This window comes from Citrobacter sp. Cpo100, from assembly GCF_030332595.1.
GTDB lineage: Bacteria > Pseudomonadota > Gammaproteobacteria > Enterobacterales > Enterobacteriaceae > Citrobacter > Citrobacter portucalensis.
The window spans coordinates 1,316,537-1,328,544 of sequence record NZ_JAOWHM010000037.1; the positions used below are offsets into that span (position 1 = coordinate 1,316,537).

The 12,008-nt window shown below is 53.8% G+C and carries 12 protein-coding genes; 7 read left to right on the forward strand and 5 right to left on the reverse strand.

Annotated features, from left to right (window positions below; genetic code table 11):
- Nucleotides 1-57: 57 nt before the first annotated feature.
- A complete protein-coding gene (gene pgl, locus OGX96_RS22055) occupies nt 58-1,053 on the reverse strand; it encodes a 6-phosphogluconolactonase (protein ID WP_048235821.1) in 996 nt (331 codons plus the stop codon).
- 165 nt (nt 1,054-1,218) lie between these two features.
- Between pgl and OGX96_RS22060 the strand changes: the two genes are divergently transcribed.
- Nucleotides 1,219-2,037, forward strand: coding sequence for a pyridoxal phosphatase (locus OGX96_RS22060; protein WP_003831476.1), 819 nt, complete (start codon nt 1,219-1,221; stop codon nt 2,035-2,037).
- Here the strand turns inward: OGX96_RS22060 and modC are convergent, their stop codons facing one another.
- The 4 genes from modC to OGX96_RS22080 all read right to left on the reverse strand — a co-directional run bounded on the left by modC (nt 2,038) and on the right by OGX96_RS22080 (nt 4,895).
- Nucleotides 2,038-3,096: a molybdenum ABC transporter ATP-binding protein ModC gene (gene modC, locus OGX96_RS22065; protein ID WP_003831474.1), complete on the reverse strand. Its 1,059-nt coding sequence runs from the start codon at nt 3,094-3,096 to the stop codon at nt 2,038-2,040.
- A gap of 2 nt (nt 3,097-3,098) precedes the next feature.
- Complete coding sequence (modB, locus tag OGX96_RS22070; protein WP_008784169.1) at nt 3,099-3,788, reverse strand: molybdate ABC transporter permease subunit; 690 nt, start codon at nt 3,786-3,788, stop codon at nt 3,099-3,101.
- Nucleotides 3,788-4,561, reverse strand: coding sequence for a molybdate ABC transporter substrate-binding protein (gene modA, locus OGX96_RS22075; RefSeq protein WP_003831470.1), 774 nt, complete (start codon nt 4,559-4,561; stop codon nt 3,788-3,790). Before modA ends, modB begins: the two co-directional genes overlap by 1 nt.
- 184 nt (nt 4,562-4,745) lie before the next feature.
- Nucleotides 4,746-4,895, reverse strand: a complete 150-nt coding sequence (locus tag OGX96_RS22080; protein ID WP_020996536.1) for an AcrZ family multidrug efflux pump-associated protein — start codon at nt 4,893-4,895, stop codon at nt 4,746-4,748.
- Nucleotides 4,896-5,024: 129 nt separating this feature from the next.
- On the opposite strand from OGX96_RS22080, the gene modE reads away from it, so the two are divergent.
- From modE to galM, 6 genes are all read left to right on the forward strand, one after another.
- Complete coding sequence (modE, locus tag OGX96_RS22085; RefSeq protein WP_003831465.1) at nt 5,025-5,813, forward strand: molybdenum-dependent transcriptional regulator; 789 nt, start codon at nt 5,025-5,027, stop codon at nt 5,811-5,813.
- A 67-nt stretch (nt 5,814-5,880) separates the two neighbouring features.
- Complete coding sequence (gene modF / locus OGX96_RS22090; RefSeq protein WP_198801911.1) at nt 5,881-7,353, forward strand: molybdate ABC transporter ATP-binding protein ModF; 1,473 nt, start codon at nt 5,881-5,883, stop codon at nt 7,351-7,353.
- Between the two features lie 217 nt (nt 7,354-7,570).
- Nucleotides 7,571-8,587 carry a UDP-glucose 4-epimerase GalE gene (gene galE, locus OGX96_RS22095; protein ID WP_003831462.1) on the forward strand — a complete coding sequence of 339 codons (1,017 nt, stop codon included), beginning with the start codon at nt 7,571-7,573 and terminating at the stop codon, nt 8,585-8,587.
- A 9-nt stretch (nt 8,588-8,596) separates the two neighbouring features.
- On the forward strand, nt 8,597-9,643 hold the full coding sequence (gene galT, locus OGX96_RS22100) for a galactose-1-phosphate uridylyltransferase (RefSeq protein ID WP_198801910.1): 1,047 nt from the start codon (nt 8,597-8,599) through the stop codon (nt 9,641-9,643).
- A gap of 3 nt (nt 9,644-9,646) precedes the next feature.
- A complete protein-coding gene (gene galK / locus OGX96_RS22105) occupies nt 9,647-10,795 on the forward strand; it encodes a galactokinase (protein WP_032942744.1) in 1,149 nt (382 codons plus the stop codon).
- Nucleotides 10,789-11,829, forward strand: a complete 1,041-nt coding sequence (gene galM / locus OGX96_RS22110; RefSeq protein ID WP_198801909.1) for a galactose-1-epimerase — start codon at nt 10,789-10,791, stop codon at nt 11,827-11,829. Before galK ends, galM begins: the two co-directional genes overlap by 7 nt.
- Nucleotides 11,830-12,008 lie beyond the last annotated feature (179 nt).

Below are 12,008 nucleotides of genomic sequence, written 5' to 3' on the forward strand. Positions count from 1 at the left end.
CAGATTCATGCTCTGCCGGGCAATGTGCCGGATACTCATCCGGCATTAGACGCAATATTAGTACGCGTTAACAACCACCCACATCGGGCCTTGTCCTACCGCGTAACGACCTTTCTCCGTCAACAGTCCTTGTTCGCCAGCAATCTCGTATACCGCGATATGGTGCGATTTTTGTCCGGCTGCAATCAGGTATTTACCTCTGTTATCGATATTAAAACCGCGTGGCTGAGTTTCGGTAGGTTGGAAACCTTCTTTGTTCAACACGCTGCCATCTTCAGAGACGCTAAAGACCGTAATCAGGCTGGCGGTGCGATCACAGGCATACAGATGACGACCATCCGGTGTGATGTGAATATCTGCTGCCCAACGGGTATCCGCGAAATCAGCAGGCATCATATCCAGTGTCTGCACACACTCAATCTTGCCGTACGGATCTTTCAGCTCCCAGACATCAACAGAGCTGTTCAGCTCATTCACGCAGTAGGCATATTGCTTATTCGGATGGAACGCCATATGACGCGGGCCCGCGCCTTCAACGGTAGTCACTTCAGCCGGTTCCTGCGCAACCAGATGACCATCATCGCTAACGTCAAACAGGCAGATACGATCCTGTTTCAACGCCGGAACCCACAGGGTACGGTTATCCGGAGAGATGTTGGCTGAGTGGCAACCATCCAGACCTTCTACCACGTCAACCAGTTCCACCGGCAGGCCATCTTCCAGACGCGTGACACTCACGCTACCCGCGTTATAAGAGCCAACGAACACGAAACGTCCCTGATGATCGGTAGAAATATGCGTCGGGCTACCCGGCAGCGCAGACTCGGCCGCGAAGGTCAGCGCTCCGTCATCAGGCGCAATACGATAAGCCAACACGCGAAACTCCGGGCGCACACCAACATAGAGGTAACGCTTATCCGGGCTGACGACCATCGGCTGTACCTGACCCGGTACATCAACCACCTGCGTCAGCGTCAGAGAACCATCGTGATTCAGGCTCCAGACGTGGATTTGCTGACTTTCAGGGCTGGCGGTATAAACGGTTTGCTTCATGAATACTCCTTTGCTTTTTGGCAGGTGGCTGCAATTGCCTGACACACGCCTAAGGTAGACGCTTTTAACGGTGAATGCTTAATTAAGGCTCAGAATTTTGTCCGGCTCCCGTCTCGGTGTACCATTCCAGCAGACAAAATTCTCAACCTTAATCTGGAAAAAACTATGACCGCACGCGTGATTGCCCTGGATTTAGACGGTACCCTGTTGACCCCGAAAAAAACCTTGCTGCCATCCTCCCTTGAAGCGCTCTCGCGCGCCAGAGAAGCAGGCTACCAACTTATCATTGTCACAGGTCGCCATCACGTTGCTATTCATCCTTTTTATCAGGCACTGGCGCTGGATACACCTGCAATTTGCTGTAACGGTACCTACTTGTATGATTATCAGGCAAAAAAGGTACTGGAATCCGATCCCCTCCCGGTAGACCAGGCATTACAGCTGATCGAAATGCTGGATGAACATCAGATCCACGGGCTGATGTATGTGGATGAGGCCATGCTGTATGAGCGCCCAACCGGGCATGTGGTGCGTACCGCTAACTGGGCGCAAACTCTGCCGCCGGAACAGCGCCCGACCTTCACCCAGGTTCCTTCGCTGGCGCAGGCCGCACATGACGTCAACGCCGTCTGGAAATTTGCCCTGACCGACGAAGATATTCCGAAACTGCAGCAGTTTGGCCAGTACGTTGAGCAACAGCTGGGACTGGAGTGTGAATGGTCCTGGCATGATCAGGTCGACATTGCACGTAAAGGCAACAGCAAAGGACGACGCCTTACCCAGTGGATTGAAGCACAGGGCGGGTCAATGGAAAACGTGATTGCCTTTGGCGATAACTTTAACGACATCAGCATGCTGGAAGCCGCAGGTACCGGCGTGGCGATGGGCAACGCGGATGACGCGGTCAAAGCCCGCGCCAACATCGTGATTGGCGACAACACTACAGACAGCATCGCGAAATTTATCTACTCCCACCTGCTGTAATCAGGCGGTAATCGATACGCTCTTAATTTGCGCGTACAGCCACAGGCCAGGTTTGATACCCAGTTCATCCCTGGCCCACGGGCTGATCCTTGCCCACAGCGTTTTACCGCCCACCTCAAGCTGAACTTCCACCTGACCGTTATCGTCATAACATTGCGCGACTTTTGCCCGGAGAACGTTACGAATACTGGTCTGCTGGGGTGGTTGGAGCACCAGTGAAACATCAGATGCCTGAATACGAATACGCAGCGCGGTTTGCAGCGGTTGCTCCAGCTTATTGACCCACAGATGCTGATCGCCGAGCGCCAGTGCGGTCATCGCATAGTGTGGATGATGTTCCAGCACGCTGACTTTCAGAATACTGCTTTGCTGTTCCTTAGGCAGCCAGGGGTGCATCACGCTGCTACCCCAGACATCTTCCAGCGAACCAAACGCTTTGACCTGCCCGTTCTCCAGCACCATCACTTTATCCGCCAGGTGCAAAATCTCATCAAGCGAGTGGCTGACATACAGCATCGGAATATTGATTTCACGTGCAAGGCGTTGCAGGTAAGGCAGCAGTTCGCGTTTACGCGGTATATCCAGTGAGGCTAACGGCTCATCAAGCAGCAATAACTCAGGCGCGGTCAGCAGCGCCCGACCGATGGCAACACGCTGCTTTTCACCGCCAGAAAGACCGCCAGGCAGACGGTCAAGCAGCGGTTCAATGCCCAACAGCGCCACCAGCTTATCAAATTGTCCGGCCATGCTTTTCGCCATTCCGTAACGCAGGTTGCCGCGCACTTTATAGTGCGGGAACAGGCGCGCATCCTGGAAAACATAGCCCACCCGGCGTTTTTCCGGCGTTAAACAGATACCGTTCTCGACGTCGTTTAAGACCCGACCGTTGAGCACGATACGTCCGGACTGCGGCTGCGTCAGGCCGCTGATGGCGTTAATCAGTGAGGTTTTGCCCGCGCCGGAAACGCCAAAAATAGCAGTGATGCCGCTGGCTGGCAGCGTTTCGTTGAGCGTCAGGCAATGCGTCCCCAGCGTCTGGGAGAAATTGAGTTCCAGCATAATTATCGCCCCGTCCGCTCACGGCTAATACGCGCCAGCCATTCAGAAATCAGCAGCGAAATCAGCGCTAAAACAATAGAAATGATACACAACCTCGCCGCCGCGCTTTCGCCGCCGGGAGTCTGGATCAGGGTATACATCGCCGAAGGAATGGTGCGGGTTTCGCCAGGAATGTTGGAAACAAAAGTAATGGTTGCGCCGAATTCCCCGAGGGAACGCGCGAACGCCAGCACCGTACCGACAATAATGCCGGGCAGCATCAGCGGTAGCGTAATGGTCATGAATACACGCCAGCGTCCGGCTCCCAGCGTGCGGGCCGCCTGCTCCAGCTTGACGTCGACACCTTCCAGCGCCAGACGAATTGCCCGTACCATCAGAGGAAAAGACATCACCGCCGCAGCCAGTACCGCACCGCGCCAGCTAAAGGCAAAGGTAATGCCAAACCAGTCGTACAACCATTCGCCAATGAATCCGCGCCGCCCCATGGCGACCAACAGCAGATAGCCCACCACGACCGGCGGCAGAACCAGCGGCAAATGCAGAACGCTGTCGAGCAGCGCTTTGCCCGGGAACTTGCATCGCACAAGCAGCCAGGCAAAGAAGATCCCAAACGGCAAACTAAACAACACAGCCAGGGAAGAAACTTTCAGGCTCAGGATGACGGCCTGCCATTCAGGATCGGTCAGTATCATTACTTGGTCGTAAATCCATAACGTTTAAAGATTTCAGCAGCCTGCGGTCCTTTCAGGTAATCATAGAACGCGCTAACCGTTGCGTTTTTGTGCCCATCAACAATCGCGATAGGGTATTCCACTTTTTTGTGCGAATCTTCCGGGAAAGTCGCAACAACTTTTACGCCCTTACTGGCGACAGCATCGGAACCATAGACGATCCCCAGCGGCGCTTCGTTACGCTCTACCAGCGCCAGCGCACCGCGCACGTCTTCAGCAGGAGCCAGTTTCGGGGCCAGGGTATCCCATGCACCCAGTTTTTGCAGCGCTTCTTTAGCATAAATGCCCGCCGGAACATGTTCTGGATCGCCAACAGCCAGGCGTCCACCATTCAACAGACTGGTCCAGTTGGTTTTACTGTCAATGGTGAAGTCTTTCTGTGCGCTGGCTTTCGGCGCAACCACCACCAGACTGTTACCCAACAGCGTTTCACGCGATGCGGTATCAATCGACTTCTTGTCTACCGCGTAGTCCATCCATTTCTGATCGGCAGAAATAAACAGATCGGCCGGTGCGCCTGCTTCAATCTGACGCGCCAGCGTGGAAGAAGAAGCAAAAGAGGAGACAACATCAACGTTCTTCTCTTTTTTATATTGCGTTGCAATGTCCTGCATCGCGTTGGTCAGCGAAGCCGCTGCAAAAACGGTAATCTTTCCTTCATCCGCCAGCGCATGCCCGGCAACGGTAAGAGAAAGTGTTGCCCCTGCAAACAAGCGTAACCATGTACGTGCCATCTGTAACTCCTTTGCGTTTCGTTATGTAGGCGCAAATATAACGAGTAAACCAGGATTTTCCCAGTGGTTATTGATACCAATTAGAGGTTACACAAAGAAAATATCGGCAGGGAAAGCAAGATCTTGAGAAAACGAGTTGGCAGGCAAAAAATATAAACGCCCGACTGAGCGGGCGTTTGGGGAATCAATGATTCTGTCTGGACTGGTCTTTCTGACCGATAGAGGAGAAGATGTTGAACACTTCACCCAGTCCGTAAATCAGCCCCAGGATGACAGCCATCACCACAGGAACCATAATTACGGCGAATACCAGACTTTTCAATAACTCTAACATGGTCAACTCCAGATATAGTCCTTAGTTGTATTCTAACCACATAACACAGAAAAGCACTCCCCTTTTGTGCGGTTGGCTTTGCGCGCGCGCGGTTTTCCGTCACAATACCCCTTTTGCCAGGAGCTTGTGATGCAGGCCGAAATCCTTCTTACGCTGAAACTTCAGCAAAAACTGTTTGCCGATCCCCGTCGCATTTCTCTGCTTAAGCACATTGCGCTTTCCGGCTCCATCAGTCAGGGCGCGAAGGATGCAGGTATCAGCTATAAAAGCGCCTGGGATGCGATTAACGAAATGAATCAGCTCAGCGAGCAGACGCTGGTTGAGCGCGCCACTGGCGGCAAAGGCGGTGGCGGCGCGGTATTAACGCGCTACGGCCAACGCTTAATCCAGCTGTATGATTTATTAGCGCAAATCCAACAGAAAGCCTTCGATGTTTTGAGCGATGACGACGCACTGCCGCTCAATAGCCTGCTGGCGGCGATCTCTCGCTTTTCGCTGCAAACCAGCGCCCGTAACCAGTGGTTTGGCACCATTACCGCCCGCGACCACGATCAGGTTCAACAGCATGTCGACGTGCTACTGGCGGATGGCGAAACGCGCCTGAAAGTGGCAATCACTGCACAAAGCGGCGAGCGTCTCGGGCTTGAGGAAGGCAAAGAAGTACTGATTCTGTTGAAAGCGCCTTGGGTAGGAATCACTCAGGACGACGCCATCGCTCAGGCCGCCGATAACCAGTTGCAGGGCACGATTAGCCATATCGAACGCGGAGCGGAGCAGTGCGAAGTGTTGATGACCTTGCCAGACGGCCAGACGCTGTGCGCGACTTTGCCGATAGAGCAGACCCACACATTAACGGAAGGCGCTAACGTCACAGCATATTTTAATGCGGACAGGGTGATTATCGCCACACTGTGCTGAGTTAATTGACATCAGCCTGAAGAACACGTATCCCTGTTATTCATCGCTGCAAATAATGGGATACAAAATGTCATCGTTGCAAATTTCGCAAGGCACGTTTCGTCTTAGCGACACAAAAACGCTCCAGTTAGATGCGTTGACGTTAAACGCGGGTGATAGCTGGGCGTTTGTTGGCTCTAACGGCAGCGGGAAATCTGCGCTGGCCCGCACGCTGGCGGGCGAGTTACCGCTTCTGAAAGGCGAACGTCACTGTCAGTTCACACGTATTACCCGACTCTCTTTTGAGCAGCTCCAAAAGCTGGTCAGCGACGAGTGGCAGCGAAACAACACCGATCTTCTTAGTCCCGGTGAAGACGACACCGGGCGCACTACCGCAGAAATCATTCAGGACGAAGTTCACGACCCCGCCCGCTGCGCTGCACTGGCGCAGCAGTTTGGCATTTCATCCCTACTTAACAGGCGTTTCAAATACCTTTCCACCGGTGAAACACGCAAAACTCTGCTCTGCCAGGCATTAATGTCCACACCGGATTTGCTGATCCTTGATGAACCCTTTGACGGGCTGGACGTGGCGTCCCGTCACCAGTTAGCAGAGTTGCTCGCTGAGTTGCACCAGGCCGGTTTAACGTTGGTACTGGTGCTTAATCGCTTTGATGAAATTCCCGAATTCGTGCAGTTTGCCGGCGTACTTGCCGACTGCACGCTGACGGAAACCGGTGCAAAACCCGACCTTCTGCAACAGGCATTAATCGCTCAGCTTGCACATAGCGAACGGCTGGAAGGCATCCAGTTACCCGAACCGGATGAGCCTTCGGTGCGCCACACGTTGTCAGATAACGAGCCGCGCATTGTGCTTAACGACGGCACCGTCTCGTATAACGATCGCCCTATCCTGCATCATCTGAGCTGGCGGGTAAATCCGGGGGAACACTGGCAAATCATCGGCCCCAACGGTGCGGGGAAATCAACCCTGCTCAGTTTAATCACTGGCGATCATCCCCAGGGATATAGCAACGACCTGACCCTGTTTGGCCGCCGCCGGGGCAGCGGTGAAACTATCTGGGATATCAAAAAACACATTGGCTATGTCAGCAGCAGCCTGCATCTGGATTACCGGGTAAGTACGACAGTTCGCAACGTTATTCTCTCCGGTTATTTCGATTCAATCGGCATTTATCAGGCCGTCTCCGACAGACAGCACAAGCTGGTACAACAGTGGCTGGATATTCTGGGCATCGATAAACGTACCGCGGATGCGCCATTTCATAGTCTTTCCTGGGGGCAGCAGCGGCTGGCATTGATTGTTCGTGCACTGGTGAAACATCCTACGTTGCTGATCCTCGATGAACCGTTGCAAGGATTAGATCCGCTCAACCGTCAACTGATCCGTCGGTTTGTGGATGTCCTGATCGGTGAAGGTGAAACTCAGCTTTTGTTTGTCTCTCATCACGCCGAAGATGCCCCGGCCTGCATTACCCATCGGCTAGAGTTTGTACCCGAGGGTGATATCTACGCCTATCGACAAACCTCTCTGCGTTAATTTTCATGCCAGGGCGTTTATCACGCCCTTTTTTCTGCTTTTTTTTCAGACAAGTGCTGAAATAACAACCTAACATAATGATTTATAATAAAGTAACTGGCAGCATCGAGTGAAAACACCGGAGTGTAAACGATTCCACTAATTTATTCCGTGTCACACTTTTCGCATCTTTGTTATGCTATGGTTATTGCATACCATAGGCTTAACGGAGCGAATTATGAGAGTATTGGTTACAGGTGGTAGCGGTTACATTGGAAGCCACACTTGCGTGCAGTTGCTGAAAAACGGTCACGAAGTGGTGATCCTGGATAATCTCTGCAACAGCAAGCGTAGCGTACTGCCCGTCATTGAGCGTTTAGGCGGCAAGCATCCGACCTTCGTGGAAGGAGACATCCGTAACGAAGCGCTGATAACCGAAATTCTGCACGATCATGCCATTGATACGGTCATCCATTTTGCCGGTTTAAAAGCCGTTGGAGAATCCGTTGCCAAGCCGCTGGAGTACTATGACAACAACGTCAACGGCACTCTGCGTCTGGTGAATGCAATGCGCGCTGCCAACGTGAAAAACTTCATTTTCAGCTCCTCCGCGACCGTCTATGGCGATCAGCCGCAAATTCCTTACGTTGAAAGCTTCCCCACCGGCACGCCGCAAAGTCCGTACGGCAAAAGCAAGCTGATGGTGGAACAGATCCTGACCGATCTGCAAAAAGCACAGCCCGACTGGAGCATTGCCCTGCTGCGCTACTTTAACCCGGTTGGCGCTCATCCATCGGGAGATATGGGGGAAGATCCGCAAGGTATTCCAAACAACCTGATGCCTTACATCGCGCAGGTTGCCGTTGGCCGTCGCGAATCTCTTGCCATATTTGGCAATGACTACCCTACTGAAGATGGCACCGGCGTACGCGACTACATCCACGTGATGGATCTCGCCGACGGCCATGTTGCTGCCATGGAAAAACTGGCGGGCAAACAGGGCGTACATATTTACAACCTCGGTGCAGGCATCGGCAGCAGCGTGCTGGACGTGGTCAACGCCTTCAGCAAAGCTTGCGGTAAACCGGTGAATTACCATTTCGCCCCGCGCCGTGATGGCGATCTTCCGGCCTACTGGGCTGACGCCAGCAAAGCCGATCGCGAGCTCAACTGGCGCGTGACCCGCACACTGGATGAAATGGCACAAGATACCTGGCACTGGCAGTCACGCCACCCGCAGGGATATTCGGATTAAGGACCAATCATGACGCAATTCAATCCTGTCGATCATCCACATCGCCGTTTTAACCCGCTCACCGGGCAGTGGATCCTCGTATCACCACATCGCGCCAAACGCCCGTGGCAAGGGGCGCAGGAAACTCCGTCTAAGCAGGTACTGCCTGCACATGACCCGGACTGCTTCCTGTGCGCTGGCAATACGCGCGTTACCGGCGACAAAAACCCGGATTACACCGGGACCTATGTCTTTACCAATGACTTTGCGGCGCTGATGTCCGATACCCCGGACGCGCCGGACAGTCACGATCCGTTAATGCGATGCCAGAGCGCGCGCGGTACCAGCCGTGTAATTTGCTTCTCGCCCGATCACAGCAAAACGCTGCCGGAACTCAGCGTCCCTGCACTAACAGAAATTGTGAAAACGTGGCAGGAACAGACTGAAGACTTAAGCAAAACCTATCCCTGGGTGCAGGTATTTGAGAATAAAGGCGCAGCGATGGGATGCTCGAACCCGCATCCACACGGACAAATTTGGGCCAACAGCTTTTTGCCTAACGAAGCCGAACGTGAAGATCGCCTGCAGAAAGCGTACTTCGCCGAACAAGGCGCACCGATGCTCGTTGATTACGTCCAGCGTGAGCTGGCGGACGGCAGCCGTACGGTCGTTGAAACCGAGCACTGGCTGGCAGTTGTCCCTTACTGGGCCGCGTGGCCGTTCGAAACGCTGCTGCTGCCGAAAGCGCACGTGTTGCGAATTACCGATTTGACCGACGAACAGCGTGCTGACCTGGCGCTGGCGTTGAAAAAACTGACCAGTCGTTATGACAACCTGTTCCAGTGCTCATTCCCCTATTCTATGGGCTGGCACGGCGCACCATTTAACGGTGAAGAAAACCAACACTGGCAGTTGCACGCACACTTTTACCCGCCGCTGCTGCGTTCCGCGACTGTGCGTAAATTTATGGTCGGTTATGAAATGCTGGCAGAAACCCAGCGCGACCTGACGGCAGAACAAGCGGCTGAACGACTGCGTGCGGTCAGCGACATCCATTTTCGCGAATCCGGAGTTTAAATAATGAGTCTGAAAGAAAAAACACAATCTCTGTTTGCTGAAACATTTGGCTACCCTGCCACCCATACTATTCAGGCACCGGGTCGTGTGAACCTGATCGGTGAACATACCGATTATAACGACGGCTTCGTTCTGCCCTGCGCTATCGACTATCAAACCGTTATCAGCTGTGCGGCACGCGACGATCGAAAAGTCCGTGTGATCGCCGCTGATTACGACAATCAGGTTGATGAGTTCTCGCTTGATGCGCCAATTATCGCTCATGACAGCCAGCAGTGGTCAAACTACGTGCGTGGCGTAGTGAAACATCTGCAAAAGCGCAATAACGCCTTTGGCGGTGCTGATCTGGTGATCAGCGGTAACGTCCCGCAGGGTGCGGGCTTAAGCTCTTCTGCCTCACTGGAAGTCGCTGTGGGTACGGTATTCCAGCAGCTCTATCATCTGCCGCTCGACGGCGCGCAGATTGCCCTGAATGGCCAGGAAGCTGAAAACCAGTTTGTCGGCTGTAACTGCGGCATTATGGATCAACTGATCTCGGCACTTGGTAAGAAAGATCATGCGCTACTGATCGACTGCCGAACGCTGGGCACCAAAGCCGTTTCCATGCCTGAGGGCGTAGCGGTGGTGATCATCAACAGTAACTTTAAACGCACATTGGTCGGTAGCGAATACAATACCCGTCGCGAACAGTGTGAAACCGGCGCGCGTTTCTTCCAGCAGCCAGCGCTGCGTGATGTCAGCCTTGAAGCGTTTAACGCCGTCGCCCACGAACTGGATCCGATTGTCGCCAAACGCGTTCGCCACGTGATCACGGAAAATGCGCGTACCGTTGAAGCCGCACAGGCGCTGGAAAAAGGCGACCTGCTGCGCATGGGCCAACTGATGGCGGAATCTCACGCCTCAATGCGCGATGACTTTGAAATTACCGTGCCGCAAATTGATACGCTGGTCGAGATTGTCAAAGCGACCATCGGCGATAAAGGCGGTGTCCGTATGACCGGCGGCGGCTTCGGCGGCTGCATCGTGGCGCTGATCCCGCAAGATTTGGTACCTGCCGTACAGCAGGCCGTCGCGGAACAATACGAAGCAAAAACCGGTATCAAAGAAACATTCTACGTCTGCAAACCTTCACAAGGAGCAGGACAATGTTAAGCGAAATCCCTGTGCAGGCTCCGGACGGTCAGCCGTTTCGCCTGCTCACCCTGCGCAATGACGCAGGGATGGTCGTCACGCTCATGGACTGGGGCGCGACGCTGCTCTCTGCTCGTATTCCGCTTAGCGATGGTAGCGTGCGCGAAGCCCTGCTCGGGTGCGCCAGTCCGGAACAATACCCGGAGCAGGCTGCGTTTCTGGGCGCTTCAATTGGTCGCTACGCTAACCGTATCGCCAACAGCCGCTATACCTTTGCCGGCGAAACCGTTGAGTTGGTACCAAGTCAAGGCGACAACCAGCTGCACGGCGGGCCAGACGGTTTCGACAAACGTCGCTGGCAGATAGTGAATCAGAATGACCGTCAGGTGCTGTTCGCCTTAACATCTGACGATGGCGACCAGGGTTTCCCTGGCCATCTATGCGCCACCGCGCAGTATCGCCTGACTGACGATAATCGTATTTCGATAACCTACCGCGCCACGGTCGATAAGCCCTGTCCGGTGAATCTGACGAATCACGTTTATTTTAACCTCGACGGTGACAAAACGGATGTGCGCCAGCATAAGCTGCAAATTATGGCGGACGAGTACTTGCCGGTTGATGAAATGGGCATCCCGCATGACGGGCTGAAATCCGTCGCTGGTAGCACTTTCGATTTCCGCACGCCTAAAATCATCAGCAGTGAATTTCTTGCCGATGACGATCAGCGCAAGGTGAAAGGTTACGATCACGCCTTCCTGCTTCAGGCACAGGGCAATGCGCGTACGCCGGTCGCCCGACTGTGGTCCCAGGATGAAAAACTGCAGATGGTGGTATACACCTCCGCCCCGGCATTGCAGTTTTACTCCGGCAACTTCCTCGGCGGTACACCATCTCGCGGACCAGACGCCTACGAAGACTGGCAAGGTCTGGCGCTGGAAAGTGAGTTTCTCCCGGACAGCCCAAACCATCCAGAGTGGCAGCAGCCGGACTGCTTCTTACGCCCGGGTGAAGAGTATGCCAGCGTGACGGAATATCAGTTTATTCCAGTCTGATCCTTTCCCCTCACAGGCCCGATGACGTAACGTAGCGGGCCTGTTATTTGTTTATCACAGTAGAACCGCTCAAATCCCCACCACTCAAAGACAAAATCGCAACCTTGAATTCACAAGAACCTTACACTGTGGCGCTATTTTCGCTATGGTTATGCGTAAGCATTGCCGCTGACGCTTTA

Coding starts and splice junctions, on each gene's coding strand:
- modF (WP_198801911.1), top strand. CDS start 5,881: ATGTCATCGTTGCAAATTTCGCAAGGCACGTTTCGTCTTAGCGACACA.
- pgl (WP_048235821.1), bottom strand. CDS start 1,053: ATGAAGCAAACCGTTTATACCGCCAGCCCTGAAAGTCAGCAAATCCAC.
- modC (WP_003831474.1), bottom strand. CDS start 3,096: ATGCTGGAACTCAATTTCTCCCAGACGCTGGGGACGCATTGCCTGACG.
- galE (WP_003831462.1), top strand. CDS start 7,571: ATGAGAGTATTGGTTACAGGTGGTAGCGGTTACATTGGAAGCCACACT.
- galT (WP_198801910.1), top strand. CDS start 8,597: ATGACGCAATTCAATCCTGTCGATCATCCACATCGCCGTTTTAACCCG.
- galM (WP_198801909.1), top strand. CDS start 10,789: ATGTTAAGCGAAATCCCTGTGCAGGCTCCGGACGGTCAGCCGTTTCGC.
- OGX96_RS22080 (WP_020996536.1), bottom strand. CDS start 4,895: ATGTTAGAGTTATTGAAAAGTCTGGTATTCGCCGTAATTATGGTTCCT.
- OGX96_RS22060 (WP_003831476.1), top strand. CDS start 1,219: ATGACCGCACGCGTGATTGCCCTGGATTTAGACGGTACCCTGTTGACC.
- galK (WP_032942744.1), top strand. CDS start 9,647: ATGAGTCTGAAAGAAAAAACACAATCTCTGTTTGCTGAAACATTTGGC.
- modE (WP_003831465.1), top strand. CDS start 5,025: ATGCAGGCCGAAATCCTTCTTACGCTGAAACTTCAGCAAAAACTGTTT.
- modB (WP_008784169.1), bottom strand. CDS start 3,788: ATGATACTGACCGATCCTGAATGGCAGGCCGTCATCCTGAGCCTGAAA.
- modA (WP_003831470.1), bottom strand. CDS start 4,561: ATGGCACGTACATGGTTACGCTTGTTTGCAGGGGCAACACTTTCTCTT.